This is a genomic window from Inquilinus sp. KBS0705, assembly GCA_005938025.2.
In the GTDB taxonomy this organism is placed as follows: domain Bacteria; phylum Bacteroidota; class Bacteroidia; order Sphingobacteriales; family Sphingobacteriaceae; genus Mucilaginibacter.
Genome location: VCCI02000001.1, coordinates 1,851,002 through 1,873,318, shown reverse-complemented (window position 1 = coordinate 1,873,318; position 22,317 = coordinate 1,851,002). Strand labels below are relative to the sequence as shown.

The window sequence follows — 22,317 nt, the reverse complement described above, 5'->3', positions numbered from 1 at the left end:
AAATGTCTAAGTCAAATACTTGCCACAACTTGGTAGCAAGTACTATTTCTCCACAAAATCTTTTAAACTGATACCCAATATGTGGTTCCAGCCTTTGTTGAAGCTTGCAGGTCCAAAGTCCGGGCTGTCTTGCGGGAAGGTCTCCAATCCGGTGTGGGTTATCCTCACCAGGGTTTCATCGCCTTGAGGAAACAGCTCGAAAGAAACTTCCGATTCACCGGGATAGCTTTCATACTTCCAGGTGTAGCTAAGTTTCTTTTCAGGCTCTACAGCTGTTACACGGCAGTTATGCACATACTGCTCACCCTTAGCACCCTGGCCGTTAAAACTGAATTCAAAGCCCACACAGGCCTCAAAATGCTCTAACTGAAAGTACCATTGCTTCATTTGCGAATTGTCGGTAAGCGCCTGCCATATGCGGTCGGCTGATGCGTTTAGCGTACGCTCTACAATCAGTGGTTTGTTTTCCATATAATTTATGTTTTAATTTTTTCGTTTTCTATAAAGTTTTCTAAGGCATCCAGCTTATCGTTCCAAAAGGCGCGATATTGGTCTGCCCAAGCCGATACTTGTTCCAATTTTCGTAGGTTAGCCTTGCATAACCTATCACGCCCCTCCTGTTTTATAGTAATGAGGCCGCACTGGGCCAGAATTTTAATGTGTTTGCTTACAGCAGGGCGGCTAATGTCAAAGTTATCGGCAACCGCGTTTAGGTTAAGCTGCTTTTTGGCCAGCAGATTTATTATCTCGCGGCGGGTAGGGTCGGCAATTGCCTGGAATACATCTCTTCGGATCATATCTATCTGAAACCTTTTGGTTACGTAAATGTATGTGAAACCTTTTGGTTACGCAACTAAATGTTAAAATTCTATTTAAACCATTACAGCACACAGCTGTTATTTATGAATGACAGATATAGCAAAGCGTTTTCCGCAAAATCCGTTACTATCACCTAAACATCTTAAACCAACAAGCGAGGGGCTGCATATTGCCTGCCTGTTAAACCCCGGCGTGTTTAAGTTCGACGGCAAAATATGGTTATTGGTACGAGTTGCCGAAAGACCGGAACAAAGCGAGGTACATGTATCGTTCCCGATACTGACAGCTACCGGCGAAACACAAATTATGGAAATAGCCCTGGATGATGCCGACCTTATAGCTACCGACGCAAGGGTGGTGCGATACAAAGGGATAGACTATTTAACCACCTTATCGCATTTACGATTACTTTGCAGCGATGATGGTATACATTTTTATGAGCCTGATGGATACCCGAAGCTTTTTGGTAACGGCCCTTTACAAACCTTTGGTATCGAGGATTGCCGGGTTACTTTTTTAGAGGGAACATATTACCTTACTTTTACCGCCGTATCTGGTAGTGGTGTAGGAGTAGGCATGCGCACTACTGTTGATTGGAAGGTTTTTCAATCGCATGGTATAATATTACCACCGCATAATAAGGATGTAGCCATATTTGAAGAAAAAATAAACGGCTTGTATTATGCCCTGCATCGCCCAAGCAGCGTTGATATTGGCGGCAATTATATCTGGCTGTCACAATCGCCGGATGGCATTCATTGGGGAAACCACAAATGTATAGTTAAAACCCGTGAAGGAATGTGGGATAGCGGACGGGTAGGCGGCGGGGCTGCACCAATTAAAACCGAAAAGGGTTGGCTGGAGATATATCACGGTGCGACCAAAGAACACAGATATTGCCTTGGCGCTGTTTTGCTTGATCTGGATGACCCCTCCATCGTATTAGCCCGTACTGCCGACCCTATAATGGAACCTACGGCACCATACGAGGTTACCGGTTTTTTTGGGCATGTAGTATTTACCAATGGCCATGTTTTGGATGGCGATACACTTACTATATACTATGGTGCTGCTGATGAACATGTATGCGGCGCAACCTTTTCAATTAAAGAAATATTGGCCGCCTTAGATGTATAAAACAAAAGCCCCAAACTATTCAGCAAGGGGCTTTTACATATATGGTCTGCTTTTAGGCAGCTATTATTTTACTGACCTGTGCAGTTGTAGCCTTCGTGGAATTTGATGAGTTTAGACATTACATCTATAGCTATCTCGTAGTTTTTAGCTCCAACCTCTTTTTTATATTGCTCTTCCAGGGTTTCAACCTGGCTGCGCAGATATTGATAGAATTTTTCACCTTCGTCTGTTAAATGGAGCATCACTACACGGGCATCATCAGTGCTTTTTTCGCTTTTAACCATGTCAAGCACTTCAAGCTCTTTGATGATTTTACTGGTGGCTTGTTTAGATACATTAAGTTTCGCAGCCAATGCATTATTGCTGATACCCTCGGTACCTATGCTCATAAACAAAGGCAAATGGGCACTGTTAAAACCTGTTTGATGAGCTACACATAGCTTTTTGCCGCTCCAGTCATCAATAAAACGTTTAAGCAGGTACACCATTTTGCAGGCATATCTTTGATGATTTTCGATATTCACACTCACTTCGCTCATAATCTTATAAATCTAACAGCTTAAGGTTAACTTGGTTTGGTTTACGAATTAACAATTAAAAGTCGAACTTAACAAAGGCACGTACACCATATCTTGGTGCGCCCGGGTTTTCTAAGTAAGTGAACCTTTTAACAAGGTCAATTCTTAATACTTTAAATATATTACCTACACCTATACTACCTTCCATATATGGTTTGGCGCTTAAGGCGTAAGTTGGCGAGCCTATACCGTAACTACCCGGAAAACGTAATAACGATCGGTCGTTGGCGGGGTTGTTTTCGCTACGTACACCACCCCAAAGGCTCTTAAAGTCGATGATCTCGCGTAACTTCAGTTTCTTTAATAAAGGCACACGGTTGAATAAAAAGCCGTTAAAGTTATGGTCTATCATGATGCTGGCATAATGGTCGCTCACAAACTCCTGGAAATTCATTAAGTTGTACGACTGTAATTGGAAAGCATAAGTTTGGTTGGCATGGTGTATATCCATTAAAGGGAATGGCACTTTGCCAAACAAGTAACCACCTTCAGTAACCACATCTGTATAACCTAACTGCGATAAGTAAAAACGTTTACTGATGTTACCCACCACGTTTTGGTAGTTATAATCGCCGCCAACTAAGCCCTTAACACCCTGGGTGTAATTTAAAGTAAAAATAGGGTATTTATCAATTATTGGTGTGCGGTATAGTTTACCCTGATAAAATTTTTCATGTGGTGCCCAACGCAATTGTGCCGATAGTTCGGTTGTGTGTATCAGGTTAACATCGTTTAAAGTACCATTAGGTAACAGGTTCTGAAATAGTAACGATCCTGCCGGGCTTTGGTTCCATTTTTTAAAACCAAGGTTATACGAAAAGTGATTGGTAAACTCGTGCACATAATCTAACCTGAATATATCGTTGTATAGCCATACATCGTTTGCACCACGTTTAAACGATAGCAAGAAGTTACTTTCCTGTACAAACTGCAGTTCCTGGCCCGGTATTTTGGTATCGTGCTGAAAGCTTGCCCTTATATAATTTTGCGGGAACGAGTAAATAGATTTGTTGTTAAGCGAATAGGTACTGCTTAAAAAGTATTTGAATTTCTCATCTTTTGTACCATAAGCGCCATAAGTTTCAAAATAATAACGCTTGCTTAGATTAGTAGTAGTACGACCGCCAATACGTGCGCGGAAACCTTCTACTGGGTTAAAGCTATAAAATGTGTTGGCCGGCCCCATTTCAAAATCGCCAAAGTTTTTATAACCGGCTATTAACAGGGTAGCAATATCCATGGTACGCTTAAATGATGGCATACTTTGCAAGCTATCTACATTTTTATAAACGGTAGCAGCGGCGGCATCCAATGTATCGGGGCGGCTCATCATCCAGTAATGGTCGTCCTTTTCGTCGGCGTTTGCTGCTAAAACCTCAGTAGGGCCTTCATAGGTTTGCTTAGGGCGTGGTTTGTTTATTTCAAAATTGTTTATGGTTACCAGGCGCTCGCCAAATACACCACCGCCTTTATTTTTGTTGATACCAAACTCTATTTTAAGGTCGCTTTGGCTTAAGTGATACTTACCATCGTTGTTTTTTTCGAAGGATAAGTTAGCCTGCATCTGCCTCACAAAGTTTAGGTTGATGTTTTTGTTTACCGTTAAAAAGGCGTTTTGCACAGCATAATTGCCATCCATCGTGATATAAATGCGCCCTTCAAATAACAAACCATTAGTGTTACGTGGTGTAAAGCTCAGCTCAATTAAATTAGGCTGCTGGTCTTTAAGTGTATCGGTAATAAAAAATTTATAAAAATCAGGAGAATGATCAGCAATCGGGCTTAGTAGTTGGTTACTTAATAACGACACGTTGTTATCATAGATATTGATGTCCTGATACATACGGTTAAAGTACGCTTTAAGGCCCTGATTGTCTATAAAGTTCTCGTCGTATTTAACTTGTTTGTTAGCTTCTATAACCTGTTTTTTGGTATATGGGTCCTTACGGAAGTAATTGTCTGAAAGTTTTTCTTCCATGTATAAAGGCAACAGCGTTTTACCACCAATAGCGGTCGAATCCTGCTCTTTAAACATAAACTGGTAGTTTTTAAAAGCCCTTTTATTTTTAAATTTATCTGACAGATTGCTTAACGAAAATATCATACGCTCATACTGTTTGTACTCGGCGTAGTTATAGTTATCTAACTGATTTTGTTCTTTATGGGCAATAACCTGGCGTATTAGTTCAACTGCCGGATTATTTTTATTGGTGTATTTTTTCTTTTTTCCAGATACGATCTTTACCTCGCTTAAACTTTGGCTTTCGGCTACCAGGGCAATATTAATAGTTTGGTCTTTGTTTACTTCAATATTGCGTACAACAGTTTTATAGCCCATAAAAGTCACCTTTATTTGGGTGGCGGTGCCTGTAGTACTAATGGAATAGTGGCCATTGTTATCGGTACTTATTCCTTGTGTAGTACCAGCAAACATTACCGTTACAAACGGCATGGTCTCTTTTGTTTTAGCGTCTGTAACAACACCTCTAACGGTTGTTTGTGCAAAAGATGCCGTAAAGCTTGTAAGCAGTATAAGTAGGGGTAATATGCTTTTTTTAAGAACAGGGGTAAATATATTTTTCATTGTGTTATTAGAATGAGGTTTGGGTAAGGTTTGGATGCCCATGACCACGCTGAAGCTTAGCAGATATAGGCTTAATAACATGTTGTTTGATAGAGCTTACACCCGAAACCACTATACTGCGGGCAGTAAGCGTTAAAAACTCCATATCGATACTGTAGCCCAAAAAATTTTGCTTTATACCTTCTCCTAATGCCTCGATAATATAATCGGCGGGAGTAAGGTGGTGGGGCTGTTGTTCGGCTTGTAAGGGCTTAACAGATATAGGTGTTTCCGGTTGTGATGTATATTTTGTTTCCATGTCTATCTAAATGACAGTACAAATGTAAACCGAGTTGACTATATTAGTCAACTTAATTTACTATTATGACACAAAAATGAATGTTGAAAATTCATTTTTGCTCTGTCAGACGCATGGAGAGTAAATGTGTTACAATAATATGTGTATAAAACACACTAACCATGCCTTGAAATAGGCAAATGCGCCCTTACTTAGTTAGACGATTGAGAAGAAGGAATCTTTTAAAAAAACTTAATTAAGTAATAAATATAAAAATCTGTCATATAAGCGCCGGGTGGCGGTAATGAACAGATTAACATCGTAGCTACTTAATAAAACTATTTTGTGGTAGCGGTAGCATCTCCGCGCAGTATATTTATTTTGGTGTTAACCTGGCCGGCAACCATACGGTAGCCTTTGGCATTTAAATTAAGTAAACCGTTGCGAAGGCTGCGGGGTACAATGTCAAGTGTATGGTCCTTTACATCAAATGCATCCTGTGGATTGTATTGAGCAACGAGATAGGTGCGAATATCAAGGAAATGGTCGCTGTAAATTCCTGCCAGGGCCTTATTTATACTTATTATCCTATTGTAATTATCGCGCCCTTTGCTTTCTAAGCCATTATCAGCGTTAATTAAGCCCAAAATAAGGTAATTAGAGTGGCCAAGACTGGCTACCATTTCGGCAATATCATTCTTTATGGTTTCCTGGTGCCAGGTATTATAACGGCCGGCCCAAATTATAGTGGGGTAAACATGTAGTGATTCATCCGATATCATACGTTCTTTTATCTGAGTGCTTGTTTCAGAAAAAGCGCCCATATTGTATGTTTGCAAGCCTGTAAGCTTAGCCAATTCAGTTAAATAGGTTGTGTCCCTGCCGCCTACGCCATAGGTCAAATCGTCGCCCCAACCCACTATAGTGGTTTTCGACACCGCTATTACTTCTTTCTTACACCCCGATAGGCTTATGACCATTAAAAAAACAATGCAGGCAACGTATCTCATATCATTCATCAAATATGTGGGTTTATACGGTGCTGCAAGCAATTGGTTACGGTTTTTTGCACTATATAGCTTTACGTTGTTAGTTGCTTAATGGCCTTGTTTTGCAGCCTGGCCATAAATATAACCATACAAGTGGCACCTATCATGGCGTACAACATGTCCGATTGTGTGTCCCATATGTAACCCTGTGTCCCCAGGAAAGAATCGCCGGATTCGCCTGATACAATGGCTACAAACCACTCTAAAAACTCGTATAATACGCTGATAGTGACACATACGCATACCGTTAAAAATGCTAACCATTTGCCCGGTTTTACTACCTGCAGGCGAATGAACAACTCGCGGGTTATCATAGCCGGCACAAAGCCTTGTGTAAAGTGCCCTACTTTGTCGTAGTTATTGCGGGTTTGATGAAAGGTGTCTTTTATCCAGTTAAATAGGGGCACTTGTGCGTAAGTATAATGCCCGCCTATAAATAAAACGTAGCAGTGCACCAATATAAAGCAGTAGTTTAAATAGCTAAATTTGAATCGCTTAAAAGTAACTATCAAAACAAAAAAACCTATTATGGCCGGGAAAACCTCTAATACCCAGGTAAAATAATCATGCGGGTTGACGGCCGACGCACCCAGTCCGGCAAAGAATAGGAAAATGAGCAGGTAATATTTTTGCATGCACTAATATGATAATTAAAAACAAAAGCGCCTTAATATTTAAGGCGCTTTGCCAGCGTAAGCCGCTGTAATATAAGGTTTTCTTACAATCCGTCGAATACGAAGGTTTCTTTAACCACCGGTTTTCTTGGCAACATATCGGCCCTTACGCTGGTTTGGTACACAAACGAAGCAACGATGATAGCCGCTTGCTTAAGGTCGTCAATTTGCAGGTGGTCGTAATTATCCTGATTGCTATGGTGCGTACGGGTCTCATAATCAATAGGGTCCTGTATAAACTGAAAACCGGGTATACCGGCCCAATCAAAAGACAAGTGGTCTGTCGATCCTGTATTTTTTAGCGTAACGGTTTTAGCATCAAGGTCATGGAAAGGGGTAAACCATTTCTCAAATATTGGCGCTACAGCTGTATTGCCTTGTGCAAAAATGCCCCGTATTTTACCTGTACCGTTATCTAAGTTAAAGTAGGCCGATACCTTAGCCTGTTCTGGCTTAATGGTGCCATTTGTGCCCATAAAGTGGTTTTTTACATAACCATACGAGCCTAAAAGGCCTTGCTCTTCGCCACCCCATAAGGCAATGCGGATAGTGCGTTTTGGCTTAAGGCCCAATGAATCAAGCAAACGTACAGCCTCCATCATTACAATACAACCCGCGCCATTATCTGTGGCACCGGTAGCCGATTGCCACGAATCAAGGTGACCGCCAAGCATAACCAACTGCGATTTTAGCTTAGGATCGGTGCCCGGTATTTCACCAACAACGTTGTAACCCTTTGTATCTTTGGTTGATGCGGCAGGGGCAATGTTAAGATCAAGCTCTACCTTTTGGCCCGATGCCAGCAGCCTTTTTAACTTTTGAGCATCCTCAAAGGCCATGCTTACCTTTGGCAAACCTTCTGGCATGCCCAGTTTATAACCAGCAAAGCCCTGTACAAACACGGTACCGTTACGGTCCTCCTGCGAGGTGCTGATTATGGCCAAAGCACCCGATTTACCTAATATATCGGTTATACGGTTTAGGGTTTTAAAGTAATTGATAAACCCTGCCAGGGCTGATCTGTCCATCATGTAGGTATCTTTCATATTCACCAGGTCGCTGTCTGCCAGGCGCTCGGCAGATGGCTTAAAGATGGCCTTATTAGTTGCGGGGCCGCCTGTTACCAATATGAATTTACCGGCATACTCGGCGATGTGTTGTTTTAAAAAGCTGGTATCCTGTATATTAGCAGGGCTAAGTAGCTTAACCTCGGCATGCTTCATACCATTGGTGCTTGCGCTCCAAGGCTCCGGATATGCCATTAACGATGCTGAATAGGGGGCTTTCATATAGATATGGAAGTCTTGTATATCCCACTGTTTGCCAAACTCGCCCCAGGGCTCCATAGCCGCATTGGCCATGCCCCATTTTTTCATGGTTGCTACGGCCCAGTTGCCAGCGCGTTTGTAAGCTTCTGATCCGGAGAGCCTTGGCCCGGATACATCGGTGATGTAATGTGCTATTTGAGGTATTTGCGAGCTGTTTAGCTCCGCCTCCCTTATCTTACGGAATACGGCTGTATCAACCGTTTCCTGTGCATACAGGTTGCCGGCAGACAGCATAGCCAGGGCCAAAATTGATTTTAGGGCAAGGTGTTTCATGTGATTTTTTATGTTTAGTAATTTAGTTTTTCCTGAGTTTAAAGCTAAATTATTGCCGCTACAATACCAAACCAGAATTGATTTAGCCAATAAATGCCTTTGTTGGCGCTTTTATACTTAAGCTTTGCACTTCCCTGTGTAGAATTTTGCAGGAAATTGCAGGTCCCTGTATGAATTTTTCCATTTTTTTGCAGGTGTCGGGTTTACTAATATAAAAATATTTATGATATAAACAAGCAATAAGTATGCATGCCGGCTTTTACGTCTAAAACTATTGATCCATTTTTTAATTTCAATTGCCTTGAATTTTAGCGGCAAGAAGAGGGAAACGACTGCCAACTTTTCCCGATTTATCTCTACATTAGTGCAGGCTCGTATCGCCACAACCTAAACCTATACCAGCCCGCATAAACAAGAACAACCGGCCGGGCTTTGAAGATAGAACTAAAACCTAAGAGACATTACGAACACCACCTTATGAAAGCTTTTTACAAATACCTGCTTTATAGTTTTTTATTAGTTAATGTAACGGCATCGGCCCAAAAAGTGGCTATGCCAGCAGCTAACGCCTTTTATAATGTAATGGCGTATGGCGCTAAGGGGAATGGCAAACAGTTAGACAATAAGGCTATAGACAGGGCCATTAACGCCGCTGCCCGGGCAGGCGGGGGCACGGTTTACCTGCCTGCCGGTACATATCTAAGCGGCAGCATACACTTAAAAAGCAACATCAACCTGTTTATTGATGCCGGTGCCACTATTTTAGGCGCCGCACCCGAATTAAAGGCTTACGATGAAGCTGAGGCTTTCCCCGACACGGCTTACCAGGATGGCGGGCATACCTATTTCCATAACAGCCTGATATGGGGCGAGCACCTTACCAATGTATCTATCACCGGGCGGGGCAAAATTGATGGCGGAGGATTGACCAGCAAAGACCACGAGAACAAAGGCGACCCCACCGGCGGATCCATAGGGACGGGCGATAAGGCCATTGCCATAAAGCTAAGCAGCAATATACTGATAAGGGATGTCACTATATTTCATGGCGGGCACTTTGCCATATTGCTTACAGGCTGCAACATGGTTACGCTGGATAATTTAACTATTGATACCAACCGCGACGGTATTGATATTGATTGCTGTACCAATACCCTGGTAAGCAACTGCAGGGTAAACTCGCCTAACGATGATGCCATTTGCCCAAAAAGCTCATACGCCTTAAACCGCCCCATGACTACCGAGAACCTGGTAATAAGCAATTGCCAGGTGTCGGGCTTTAAAGAGGGCTCCCTGCTTGATGGCACCATGGTGCCCCAAAAGGCCGGCTGGAGCAACGGTCGTATTAAGTTTGGAACCGAATCTAACGGTGGCTTTAGGAATTGTGTGGTGGCCAACTGCACCTTCCGCAGCTGCAATGGCCTGGCTTTAGAGGAGGTAGACGGCGGTATAATGGATAACATTATCGTATCAAACATCACCATGATGGATATTGCGCATTACCCTATTTATGTAACCCTGGGCAAACGCAACCGCGGCCCGCGGGCCACTACAATAATGGGTGTGGTTAAAAACATATTCATTAGTAATATTATGGTAACCGGTGCCGACTCACTAAGCGGTATACAAATAACCGGCGCGCCGGGCTACCCGGTTAAAAACGTAAAACTGCAAAACATCAGCGTACAATATAAAGGCGGCGGCACTAAAGCGCAGGGCCTTAAACCCTTCCCCGAGCTGGAACGCGGCTATCCCGAACCTTTTTTATTGGGGATGAACCCGGCCTACGGCTTATTTATTCGTCATGCCGAGAATGTAGAGCTGGATCATGTCTCGTTTACTACCCTAAAACCCGATGAGCGCCCGGCTATCATCGCTACTGATGTGAACGGGCTTGATCTGGATCATTTTAAGGTGCCCGTGATAAAGGGCAACACCCTTACCGTATTTGATAAGGTGACCAATTTAAACATTCAAAATTCGCCGTCGCTGCAAAATTAAGGGTGTGGGTGGTATGGCTATCACCCTCTTTGTGTAGCAGAGAGGATCGACGAGCGACTTAACGAGGTCGGGGTGAGTTAAACACCGATTTAATATTTCCGCCCTAACCGCTTGATAAACAATCCCCAATTATTATCTTTATCCAAACTGACCTTATCATCATGAAAAAACTACTATTGCTGCTGCTGGTATGCGTACCGGCGGTATTATCAGCTCAAAAAAAGCAGTACCCCAACATCGATATCCCGTTTAAAAAGTACGTACTGGATAACGGCCTTACCCTTATTGTTCACGAAGACCATAAAGTGCCGTTGGCGGCATTTGATATATGGTACCATGTGGGCAGCAAAAACGAAAAGCCGGGTAAAACGGGTTTCGCGCATTTGTTTGAGCATATTATGTTTACAAGTACCGAGCATTGGAAAAACTTTGACGAGGTAATGCAAACCGTAGGCGGCGGCAATAATAACGGTACCACTAATAACGACCGCACTAACTACTTTGAAACTTTCTCTAAAACCGGGCTCGACCGTGTGCTTTGGCTGGAAGCCGACCGCATGGGTTATTTACTAAACGGGCTGGATAGTGCAAAAGTAAACGTACAGCGCGGCGTGGTACAAAACGAGAAACGCCAGGGCGATAATCAACCTTACGCCATTATGGAGGAGCTGACCGTTAAAAGTACTTACCCGGCAGGGCACCCTTACTCCTGGTCGGTAATTGGTAGTTTGGATGATTTGAGCGCGGCATCGTTAACCGATGTGAAGGATTGGTTTAAAGAATACTATGGCCCCAACAATGCCATTGTAAGCATTGCCGGCGATGTAAATGCCGACGAGGTTTACGAAAAGGTAAAAAAATATTTCAGCGATATACCGGCAAGCCCGCCAATAGCCAAGCACACCGCATGGGTAGCGAAAATGACCGGCACCCATACCCAGGTTGTACAGGACAGGGTACCGCAGGCCCGCCTGCAAAAATTGTGGAACGTACCGCAATGGGGCACAAAGGATGTGAACTACCTTGACCTGTTAAGCAGCGTTTTAACCACAGGTAAATCATCGCGTTTGTATAAGCGCCTGGTTTATGATGAGCAGTTGGCCAGCAGCGTTTTTAGTGGGGTGGATGACCGCGAAATAGGCAGCCAGTTTTATATTGGTGCCGATGCCAAACCCGGTGTTAGCGTAGATAAGATAAACAAGATCATAAACGAAGAACTGCAGAAGGTATTAACCACCGGCGTTACCGAAACCGAATTGGAACGTGCCAAAACCAGTTATTTTGTAAGTTTTTTAAATGGCATAGAACATAGCGGCGGCTTTGGCGGCACAAACGATATACTTTCGCAGTCGCAAACGTTTGGTGGCAGTCCCGATTTTTATAAAACTATACAGGGCTGGATAAAAGCAGCCACCCCGGCAGATATTAAAAAATCGGCGCAGGATTGGTTAAGCGATGGCGAATATGTACTTAAGGTACTGCCTTATGGTAACTACACCAATACCGATAGTAAGCTTGATCGCAGCGTGATGCCCGCCGCGCCAACACCACCGGCTGCCAAATTCCCGGCTATTAAGCAATTTACTTTGGCAAACGGTTTAAAGGTTTACCTGGCCGAGCAGCATAGCGTACCCGTAGTAAACATTATAACCAGCTTTAACGCGGGTTACTCGGCAGATAAGGACGCACCGGGCCTGGCATCGCTTACCGGCAAGGTAATGGCCGAGGGTACTACCACTAAAACATCAACCCAGATAAGTGACCTGTTGAGCGACCTGGGCAGCAGCTTTAGGGTAAGCAATTCAATTGATTTTACCTACGCCAGTATGCGTGCCTTAAAATCAAACCTGAACGCTTCGCTGGCTTTATATGCCGACCTGTTGCTGCACCCATCGTTCCCGCAAAAAGATTTTGAGCGTGTGCAAAAACAAACCGTATTGGGTATACAGCAGGAAAAAGCTAACCCTAACGCATTAGGCTTGCGTATTTTACCGGCGCTTATATACGGCGCGGGGCATGCCTATAGCAATCCCTTAACAGGTACGGGTACCGAGGCCAGCGTACAGAAGTTGACACGGGCAAGCCTTTCGGCTTTCCATGATACCTGGTTTGCACCCAACAATGCCAATGTAGTGGTAGTAGGTGATGTTACCGAAGCCGAGCTGAAAACACAGTTAGAAACAGCCTTTGCAGGATGGAAGGCGCACCCTGTACCAACAAAAAACATTGGCGAGGTGGCGCCAATAAGCAAGCCCGTTGTGTACATGATAGATAAGCCGGGTGCATCGCAATCAATTATTTATGCTGCCGAACTGGCCCCATCGGGGTCGGCCCCTAACCAGGAAGCCATGCGCATGATGAACAATGTACTGGGTGGTACATTTTTATCGCGCCTGAATATGAACCTGCGCGAGGATAAGCACTGGAGCTATGGTGCCGGTTCACGGATATATAAAACGCAAGGGCCGGGCTTGTTTTATGCTTACGGACCCGTACAAACCGATAAAACAAAGGAAAGTACAGTAGAGATACAGAAAGAACTTAACCAAATACTGAAAAAGAAACCGGTAGGCGATGACGAGTTTAAAAACGAACTGAATAGTGTTATTCTGTCCCTGCCCGGCGATTGGGAAACTAACTCGGGGGTACTGGGCTTTTTACTGGACATAGTACAATATGGTAAAGGTACCGCCTATGCCGAAAACTATGCCGGTATATTGCAAAAATTAACGGTAAATGATATTCGCGATGCTGCAAACACCGTGGTAAAACCAAATCAGTTGACCTGGCTGATAGTAGGCGACCGCGAAAAAATTGAAAAAGGCATCCGCGACCTGGATATTGGCACCATTAAGTTTTTGGACACCGATGGTAAAGAAATAAAATAATAACAAAAGAGGCTGCCAGTGGGCGGCCTCTTTGCTTTATACCTGCATCGCAGCCGTACGGCAACCGTTCGTATGCGAACATTAATTTACAGTAGGTATGGGTTTAATCGTTAAAAATCAGCATTTTACATCCAAGGCATAATTGTTGATATATCAATGTTTTTTTGAGATAAAGTGAATAAATTGAAATTGACCCTTATTACCGTATTGCAATTGCTTGTTGCCGGTGTATACGCCCAAAATTCGACAGGCACCCATAGCTTCTTGCTTAGTATAGTAAACGAAAGAAAGCAACCAATAGATGGCGCTACCGTAAAGCTTTTACAGCACAATAACACGCTAAAAACCGCTGTTACCAATGCCAATGGTGCTGTGCAGTTTAACAGCCTTGCCGCCGGCGATTATACTTTTAGTATTACCTATACAGGTTATCAGCCCAAAATTAGCCGTACTTACCGCATCCCTGCCGAGGGACGGGACAGCATTAGCCTGCAGCCATCCAATACAGCCCTGCAGGAGGTAAGCATCACGGCAAAAACGCCAATGGTTATCCATCAGCAGGGCAAGGTGGTGCTTGATGTCGCTGCATCGGTAAGTAACACCGGTTTAACGCTGCTGGAGGTGCTCGAAAGGTCGCCCGGAGTATCGGTAGATAAGAATGGTGGTATTGCCTTACAAGGCAAGGCAGGCGTGTTGGTGATGATAGATGACAAGCCCACCTACCTATCGGGCGGCGACCTTAATAATTTGCTGAGCAGTATGAGCGCCACGCAGGTATCGCAGATAGAGTTGATAGCCAACCCTACGGCTAAGTACGATGCCAGCGGCAATGCGGGTATCATCAATATAAAAACAAAAAAGAGCAAGGTGAAGGGCTTTAACGGTTCGTTCACCACATCGTTAGGGCAGGGGCATTACCCAAAAAACACCAATAGCCTGGTGTTAAATTACCGCACAGGCAAGGTGAACGCCTTTTTTAACTATAGCCTAAACTATGTAAAGTACTATACCGACCTGTATGCGCTGCGTAAGTATTATGATGCCAATGGCGGCGTTACAGCTACTTTAAACCAAACGTCGTGGTTGCCGGGTACCAGCCTTAACAATACCATAAAAACCGGTATGGATTATTACATAACTCCGAAAACTACTATTGGCCTGGTACTAACGGGTACGGCGGTACACCGCACCGGCGGCAACAACGCCAAAGCCACCTGGCTGGATGCCGACAATATGGTGGATTCGGCCATTGTTACCACCAACTCCAGCACTAACAGGTTTAAAAATGGGGCTGTAAATGCCAATTTGCGCAGCAGCCTTGCAGCCAACCAGGATATAGCCGTAGACCTTGATTATTTAAACTATAACATACCGGTTGAGCAAACCTTTAAAAATCAGTTACTGGCACCGGGCGGCTATACCGAGATATCGCGCGGTACCATCCCAACCAAAATAAACATCAGTTCGGGCAAGGCCGATTATACTTTGAGGCTGAAAAAGGATGCCACGCTGCAAGCCGGCTGGAAATCATCCTTCACCAATACCGATAACCTGGCATCTTACCAAAATTTAATTGGTAACCAGTATGTAGAGGATAACAGCAAAAACAACCACTTTATATATAAAGAGAATATACACGCGGCCTATGCCTCGCTTGAAAAGAAGTTCAGCAAAGTAACCACCCAGTTTGGTTTGCGTTACGAGCACACGGGTTATGATGCCAACCAGTTGGGTAATGCCACGCATAAGGATTCGTCCTTTTCGCGTAATTATGGCGAGTTGTTCCCCAGCGGGTATGTAAGTTACCAGGCCGACACCGCAAACAGCTTTACGTTAACCGCCGGGCGTAGGATAGACCGCCCGATTTTTCAAAACCTCAATCCTTTTTACTTTATCATCAATAAATACACCTACAACACGGGTAACCCGTTTTTGCTGCCGCAATTCAGCTGGAACTTTGAGCTGAGCCATCAATATAAAAACCTGCTCACTACCACGGTATCGTATAGTAAGATACAGAATTATTTTTCGCAGATATTCCTATCCGATGCCAGCGACCCCGCCATACTGCTGTATACACAGGGCAATGTGGGCGGCGTATATAACCTGGGCGTGTCCGAAGCGGTATCGGTATCCCCCGTTAGCTGGTGGGCGGTTACGGCGCAGGCCATTTTTAACCATAAACAGTTAAAGGGCTTTAACGGCAACACTTACACTACCGAAATAAGCCAGTTAAACCTTAATGCGGTTAACCAGTTTACCCTGGGCAAGGGTTACGTAGGCGAAATATCGGGCTTTTACACCACCCGTGCCCGTAACGATATACAGGAGGTTACCTACCCAACCGGGCAGCTATCGGTTGGCCTGTCCAAACCCGTATTAAACAAAAAGGGCACTCTTAAACTTACCGCCCGCGACTTGTTTTACACCAACGCTATGGAGGGCTTTACTACCTTCCCAAATGCTACCGAATACTTTATGCTGCGGCGTGATACCCGGGTGGTTACACTATCGTTCACCTACCGCTTTGGTAAAACCTTTAAAACCGCCAAACGTACCGGCGGCAGCGCAGCCGACGAAATGGAACGGGTAGGGAATGGGTAGGTGGTGAATGGAGAATAGTGAGTGGTTGGTGTTTTAAAGAGCCAGGGGCATGTGCGATTCCTTCCCTGGGGAAGGAGGAGGAAGGGGTTAATAAATGATATTACGATATATGAAGAAATTCCGTCCCCTCAGGGTCTCTCGCAGAGGACCCTGAGGATTATACAACCTCAGGGTCCCTTTCAGGAGACCCTGAGGGGACAAAATTTAAACGACCCTTTTCACAGCGCTTACAGCTTCCTGTAAACCAATTACTTTATCTGAAACGGCACTTTTTCCAATCAAAAAAATCTTCTTCCGTAAACAATTTTTGCTTTTTTGCCGTTGTATTGTAACTAACGATTAAAAAGGCAACGATATAGATAAAAAACTTACGCATTAACCAAATTAATAATTTAATAATCATAACAGGAATTAACATGAAAAAATCCCTTTTTATGGTTGGTGCAGTATTATTTTTTAGCGCAGCTGCCAACCAAGTATTTGCACAAACAGACACAACAAAAAAGACAACCACTACTACCACAACTACCACCACCACCGATGGTGCAAGTGATGTTGTTGGTGCACTGGCCAGTAACGCCGACTACTCTACAGCATTAACCGCTGTAAAAGCCGCGGGATTGGATTCGGCCCTGAAAACAGGTGGACCTTATACGATATTCGCTCCAAATAATATCGCTTTCGATAATTTAGGTAAAGGCAAATTAGATAGCCTTGAAAAGGACCCGGTTAAACTTGCTGCTATATTAAAAGGCCACGTGGTTACCGGTAAATATGCCAAAGCCGATATTATTAAAGCCTTAAACGCGGGTAAAGGTAAAGCCACTTTAACTACTTTAGATGGGCAAACGCTAACCTTATCCATTAAGGATAGCAAGCTGCAGTTAACCAACACGGCAGGTAGTAGCGCCCAGGTAACCCTTTACGATCTAATTGGTGCCAATGGCGTTGTAAATGGCATTAACGGTATATTATTACCGGCTGGAGCCAAGTAAACATTCAGTTTAATAATTATGTAAAAAGCCTCGCTAATGTTAGCGGGGCTTTTTTGTTTACTAATACCACATAAAAAAAGCCGCCTTTATGGGGCGGCCTCTTTCTTAAATAAATCTATTAATTACCAGCCCGGGTTTTGGGTTAGCTTGTTGTTGGTGCTTATTTCGCGTTGTGGTATAGGCCACAGGTAGTATTGTTCTTTAAAAGTTACACCTTGCTCGTTAGGGGTTGATGTAGCCGGGCCAAACTTGTTGTTTTTAACATCGTACACCATGTGGGTGCGTTGTATATCAAAGTAGGCTTTGTCTTCGTAAGCCAGTTCGTGGTAGCGCTCTCTCCAAATGGCTTCCCTAAATTGGTCTTTGGTAAGGCCGCTTAGCGCGGGCAGTTTAGCTCTTCTTCTGATGGCGTTAACCTGCGCGTAGGCATCGGTTGTTGGTCCATTTACCTCGTTGCTGGCTTCGGCGTATATCAGCATAGCTTCGGGTAGTCTTAAAAAGGTCCAGTTCTCGTCGCTGATGCCACTGCTGGCGGCGCTTTCAACATGGAAATATTTATACAATGCATGTACACCAAAGTTTACTGTTTTGCTTGGGTTGCCATACTGGGGATAGCTTGAAAAATAGAACTGGCGCTCTTGGGTACGCAGGTCACCGGGTTCGTAGCTGTTAAAAAACTCGTTAGTAGGTATCATTGCCCCCAGGTGGTCGCCGTAGGCACCTACAGGTAAATTAAACGGCAGGGTTAGCTGCGGTATAGGGTTATCGCGTACACCTACCAAAAACTGACTCTGAAATATCAGCTCGCCCTGGTTTTTATGCTGATTATCGTGCAGGTAGGCATAATTATCAAACATAGTGTATAAAGGCAATACATCCTTAGCTTCGGCTGCTGCCTTAGCGTAATTCTCTGTCTTCTTTAAAGGGAAGCCCGCTGTAGTTAAATAAACGCTTGCCAGCAAAGTTTTAACCGCGCCAAGCGATACCCGGCCGGTTTGATCGGTATTAGGCAGGCCCGATGCTTTGGCGGCTTGAAGGTCGCTAATGATCAAGTCGTAAACGGCACTAACCGGCGAACGCTCCGGATAAAGTTCGGGACTGTTTACCTCAACCGCTTTGGTAATTAGTGGCACATCGCCGTATAATCTTACCAGGTGATAGTAAAAGAAAGCCCTTAAAAAGTAGGCCTGCCCCAGCAGGTTCTTTTTCTGATCATCGGGCATGCTGATAGCCGGTATTTTTTCGATAGCCAGGTTGGCATTGGCAATGGCCGAGTAGCTGTTGCGCCAAACAGTTTCAAAACCCGGGTTAACAGCGTCTGTACGCTGGTTTATTACGTTACTGTTGTTTACACTTTGGCCCAGCGAAGTAGCGTGCCCTGCAAACAGCTCGATGGTGATAAAAGGGCTTTCGCCATAGGCATCACCGTTTTGAAACATGTATAACGATGTGTAAATACCGTTTACAAATGTTTGCGCCTGCCCTGCATTTTGAAAATAGTTTGATTTATCAAAATTGCTGTAGTTTTTCTCATCGAGATACTTTTTACAGCTGCTCACCCAGGCTGTAAGCATCAGTAATAAAACGATCTTATATTTTTTTAAGTTAAATTTCATGATGATAGGTATTAACATTAATTAAAAACTTGCATTTAGCCCTAACAGGAAAGTGCGTGGTTTAGGGTAATCATAAAATTGTATGTTTTGCGTAAAGTTGCTTGACGGGCCCTGGTTAAAGTTGGCGTTACCGTTGTAGGTAGATACCTCGGGGTCGTAACCGGTGTATTTGGTTATTACAAACAAGTTTTGCGCCTGTGCATACAATCTAAGCCTGCTTAGTTTTATTTTAGACAAAACCGCCTGCGGGAAATTGTAACCCAGCGTTACCGAACGGCCGCGTATAAAGTTGCCACTCTCTACCTTGGTCGAGTATATCTCGGTTTGGTAGCGTACGTATGCAGGTCTGTTTTCGGCTATGTTGGTATTTTGATTTTCAGGTGTCCAGGCGTTTAGTACGGTGGCGTAGCTGTTTGCCTGCCCGGTACGGTCCTGGCCCGAGTGTTTGGTTAGGTTCATTATTTGGTTACCGTAGTTAAACTGCAACTCAACGCCCAAATCAAAGTTTTTGTAGGCAAAGTTGTTGGTAAATGTTCCGTAACCATCAGGTATCGATTTACCTAACACCACTTTATCATCGGCAGAAACTTTTCCGTCGCCATTGGTGTCCTGTATCCTTAAGTCGCCGGGCAGCAGGCCGTATTTAGCGGCTTCGGTAGCATCGGCAGTACCCCATGTGCCCAATACTTTGTAACCATAAAAGCTACCGGCAGGCAAGCCTACACGCATCAGGTTAAACTGCGATAAGAAGTTAGGGTCAAGGAAAATGTCATCATTTGATGCACCTAAAGCCAATATCTTATTGCTTAGGAACGAGATGTTGAACGCGGTGTTCCAGGTGAAATCTTTGGTTTTAATGTTCACCGTGTTTAATGTAAACTCCAAACCTTTGTTTTGCAGCTTACCTATGTTGGTATACACGCTGGTGAAACCGCTGGTTTCGGGCAGTGGTGCGTTAAGCAACAGCTTTTGTGTTTTCTTTAAGTAAGCGTCGGCATCTAAGGTAATGCGGTTGTCAAACAACCCGAACGATACGCCAAAGTCATATTCGGCTGTTTTTTCCCATTGTAATAGCGGGTTGCCTATAGTTCTTAAGGTGGTACCAATGCTTTGCTGGCCGCCAAATACATAATTGGTTGTATTGATATTGGCAAGCGATTGGTACTGGCCAATCTCGGAGTTACCTGTAAGGCCGTAGCTTAACCTGAATTTAAGATCGGATATGGTTTTGTTATCTTTCAGGAAATCTTCTTGCGAAGCGCGCCAGGCAAAGGCTGCCGATGGGAAGAAACCGTACTTAACACTCTCACCAAACCTTGATGAACCATCGGCACGGCCGGTTACGGTAAGCAGGTATTTATCGGCCAGGCTATAGTTTATCCTGCCGTAAAACGATTGCATTTGCCATGCGGTATAATCTGAAATGGGCAAGCCGGGAATTGAACCTGCACCTAAATTGTAATACTGGTAATAATTGTCAGTGAGGCTGCGCGATGAACCGTACAGGCGTAATTGTTGAAAGTTTTGACGCTCGGCACCTGCCACCACATTTAAGCTGTGTATTTTGTTAAACTTGGTGTTGTAGGTAAAATAGGTTTGCCATTGCCAAAAGGTTTTGTTGTACTCGTCTATTGATGCCGAGCTGTACGATTGATCGGCGGTTGAACCACCTACTAAACCACTTGCAAAACGGGGAATGTAATTGGCTGATGTGGTAACACCCAACACCGTACGGAATTCGAGCCCTTTAAGCAGATTAAAGTTGGCATAACCGTTACCGCTAAATACGCGCACCTTGGCCAGCTCCTGTATCTCGTTAGCTTGTGCAACCGGGTTATCGCCGCCCTCCATGTTGGGGTAGTCGGTTCTTTTACCGTAGCTGCCATCAGGGTATCTTATCGGGATGATAGGGATCATCTCAATTAACATACGTGGTATATTGTTACCACCGGTACCATAGTTACCTGCGCGTTGGTCTTGCGCGTTATAGTTTAAGGTAGCGCCTACTTTTAACCATGGTTTTACCTGGTTATCTAAAGTTAAGCGTGCGTTATAACGTTTAAGGTAACTGTTTAAAATAATACCCTGATCGTCGGCATAGTTTAAAAACAAACCAAAATTGGTGGTTTCCGATCCGCCGGTTAACGATAGGTTGTGGTTTTGGCTATACGCGCTGCGTGTAGTTTCTTTTTGCCAGTCGGTATCGTATAATGGGTTAAGGTTGGCATCAAACAGTTTTCCAATTAAGGCAGTGCGGATAACTTTCGGGTCGTCATCAGCGTATTTGCCCGATGCCCAGCCAGTAGGGTCGTACTTTTTAATGTTAGCATATGATTCGTCTTCAACCTGTAAAAACTGCTTAGAGTTAAGCACAGGTATCTTTTTTGCCATATTGCTTACGCTTACATAGCTATCGTAACTTATAGTGCTTGGCCTGTTTTTAGCCCCTCTTTTGGTGGTAATTAAAATTACACCATTTGCACCGCGTGTACCATAAATTGCTGTAGACGATGCATCTTTCAGCACGTCTATAGATGCCACGTCGTTAGGGTTGATGGAGTTGCCGCCTTCGGTCCAAACAATACCATCCACCACATAAAGCGGGTCGGTACTGGTATTGATAGAGCTGTAACCACGTATGCGTATACGTGTGTTACCGCCCGGCTCACCAGAGTTGGTAGATACGTTTACACCGGCAATTTTACCGGCCAGTTCCTGCTCAAGGTTGGTTTGTGGGCGCTCCTGCAATGATTTGGAGCTAACGCTACCAACAGAACCTGTCAGATCTACCCGTTTTTGTGTACCGTAACCCACAACCACTACCTCGCTAAGTGCCTGTGGCATTTCGGCAAGGGTTACATCAATGGTGGTGCGGTTGTTAATGGCAACTTCTTGCGTGGTGTACCCCACAAAGCTAAAAACCAATGTGCCGTTACCATCGGGTACAGTAAGGCTGTATTTACCATTAACATCGGTAACAATACCGGTTGAGGTGCCTTTTAGCTTAACGCTAACACCGGGCAAAGGGCCTTTTACATCGCTAACCGTACCTGTTACGGTAACAGCAGCAAATTTAACGGTGCTGGTTTCGTCTTTCTTTTTAACTACAATGGTTTCCTGAAAAATTTTGTAGGTGAGTGGCTGGTCTTCAAAAGCCTTGTCAAGTGCTTCGGCAATGGTTACTTTGTTTACATCAATATTTATACCGCCGGCTTTTGATACATCCTGCTTGTCGTACAAAAAATGATAGTTGGTTTGCTTCTCTATCAGCCTCAGAATTTTCTCGACAGAGACATTCTTTTCTTTGATAGAAACGATTTGACTGTAGCTTTTGGCGCTAACATTAACTAAGGCTGCAATTATTAAAATGGCAGTGAGTTTCATAACCAAAATAATTTTGGAAATTTTAGACCATGCCGTAGGCGTGGCCTTAGAATTAAAATTCATAAGTTTGTTAAGTTTGGGTTAAACATTAAGTTTCAATTCGTCAATTG

General features: G+C 44.1%; 15 protein-coding genes. 5 read left to right on the top strand and 10 right to left on the bottom strand.

The window, feature by feature from the left end; genetic code table 11:
- Positions 1-42 precede the first annotated feature (42 nt).
- A complete protein-coding gene (locus FFF34_008185; GenBank protein ID TSD67358.1) occupies positions 43-471 on the bottom strand; it encodes an SRPBCC domain-containing protein in 429 nt (142 codons plus the stop codon).
- 5 nt (positions 472-476) lie between these two features.
- On the bottom strand, positions 477-794 hold the full coding sequence (locus FFF34_008180) for a helix-turn-helix transcriptional regulator (protein TSD67994.1): 318 nt from the start codon (positions 792-794) through the stop codon (positions 477-479).
- 112 nt (positions 795-906) lie between these two features.
- Between FFF34_008180 and FFF34_008175 the strand changes: the two genes are divergently transcribed.
- Complete coding sequence (locus FFF34_008175; protein TSD67357.1) at positions 907-1,956, top strand: glycosidase; 1,050 nt, start codon at positions 907-909, stop codon at positions 1,954-1,956.
- Between the two features lie 68 nt (positions 1,957-2,024).
- On the opposite strand, the gene FFF34_008170 is transcribed toward FFF34_008175, so the two are convergent.
- The 6 genes from FFF34_008170 to FFF34_008145 all read right to left on the bottom strand — a co-directional run bounded on the left by FFF34_008170 (position 2,025) and on the right by FFF34_008145 (position 8,719).
- Positions 2,025-2,495: a MarR family transcriptional regulator gene (locus FFF34_008170; protein ID TSD67356.1), complete on the bottom strand. Its 471-nt coding sequence runs from the start codon at positions 2,493-2,495 to the stop codon at positions 2,025-2,027.
- A gap of 55 nt (positions 2,496-2,550) precedes the next feature.
- A complete protein-coding gene (locus FFF34_008165) occupies positions 2,551-5,118 on the bottom strand; it encodes a carboxypeptidase-like regulatory domain-containing protein (GenBank protein ID TSD67355.1) in 2,568 nt (855 codons plus the stop codon).
- 7 nt (positions 5,119-5,125) lie between these two features.
- The gene (locus tag FFF34_008160; GenBank protein TSD67354.1) at positions 5,126-5,416 is read right to left on the bottom strand and encodes a hypothetical protein; all 291 of its coding nucleotides are present in this window, start codon (positions 5,414-5,416) and stop codon (positions 5,126-5,128) included.
- A gap of 317 nt (positions 5,417-5,733) precedes the next feature.
- Positions 5,734-6,375 (bottom strand): hypothetical protein, encoded by a 642-nt coding sequence (locus FFF34_008155; GenBank protein TSD67353.1) that lies wholly within the window; start codon positions 6,373-6,375, stop codon positions 5,734-5,736.
- Positions 6,376-6,476: 101 nt separating this feature from the next.
- Positions 6,477-7,079 carry a DUF2238 domain-containing protein gene (locus FFF34_008150; GenBank protein TSD67352.1) on the bottom strand — a complete coding sequence of 201 codons (603 nt, stop codon included), beginning with the start codon at positions 7,077-7,079 and terminating at the stop codon, positions 6,477-6,479.
- An 83-nt stretch (positions 7,080-7,162) separates the two neighbouring features.
- Positions 7,163-8,719: a M20/M25/M40 family metallo-hydrolase gene (locus FFF34_008145; GenBank protein TSD67351.1), complete on the bottom strand. Its 1,557-nt coding sequence runs from the start codon at positions 8,717-8,719 to the stop codon at positions 7,163-7,165.
- A gap of 477 nt (positions 8,720-9,196) precedes the next feature.
- Here FFF34_008145 and FFF34_008140 point away from each other — a divergent pair, with 477 nt between their 5' ends.
- From FFF34_008140 to FFF34_008125, 4 genes are all read left to right on the top strand, one after another.
- Positions 9,197-10,720, top strand: coding sequence for a glycoside hydrolase family 28 protein (locus FFF34_008140; GenBank protein ID TSD67350.1), 1,524 nt, complete (start codon positions 9,197-9,199; stop codon positions 10,718-10,720).
- A 161-nt stretch (positions 10,721-10,881) separates the two neighbouring features.
- Positions 10,882-13,608 (top strand): insulinase family protein, encoded by a 2,727-nt coding sequence (locus tag FFF34_008135; GenBank protein TSD67349.1) that lies wholly within the window; start codon positions 10,882-10,884, stop codon positions 13,606-13,608.
- A 174-nt stretch (positions 13,609-13,782) separates the two neighbouring features.
- On the top strand, positions 13,783-16,212 hold the full coding sequence (locus FFF34_008130) for an outer membrane beta-barrel protein (protein TSD67348.1): 2,430 nt from the start codon (positions 13,783-13,785) through the stop codon (positions 16,210-16,212).
- Positions 16,213-16,628: 416 nt separating this feature from the next.
- Positions 16,629-17,207 carry a fasciclin domain-containing protein gene (locus tag FFF34_008125; GenBank protein ID TSD67347.1) on the top strand — a complete coding sequence of 193 codons (579 nt, stop codon included), beginning with the start codon at positions 16,629-16,631 and terminating at the stop codon, positions 17,205-17,207.
- Positions 17,208-17,329: 122 nt separating this feature from the next.
- Here the strand turns inward: FFF34_008125 and FFF34_008120 are convergent, their stop codons facing one another.
- Both FFF34_008120 and FFF34_008115 read right to left on the bottom strand, forming a co-directional pair.
- The gene (locus tag FFF34_008120; GenBank protein ID TSD67993.1) at positions 17,330-18,781 is read right to left on the bottom strand and encodes a RagB/SusD family nutrient uptake outer membrane protein; all 1,452 of its coding nucleotides are present in this window, start codon (positions 18,779-18,781) and stop codon (positions 17,330-17,332) included.
- 63 nt (positions 18,782-18,844) lie between these two features.
- Positions 18,845-22,270, bottom strand: a complete 3,426-nt coding sequence (locus tag FFF34_008115) for a TonB-dependent receptor (protein TSD67346.1) — start codon at positions 22,268-22,270, stop codon at positions 18,845-18,847.
- Positions 22,271-22,317: the final 47 nt, after the last annotated feature.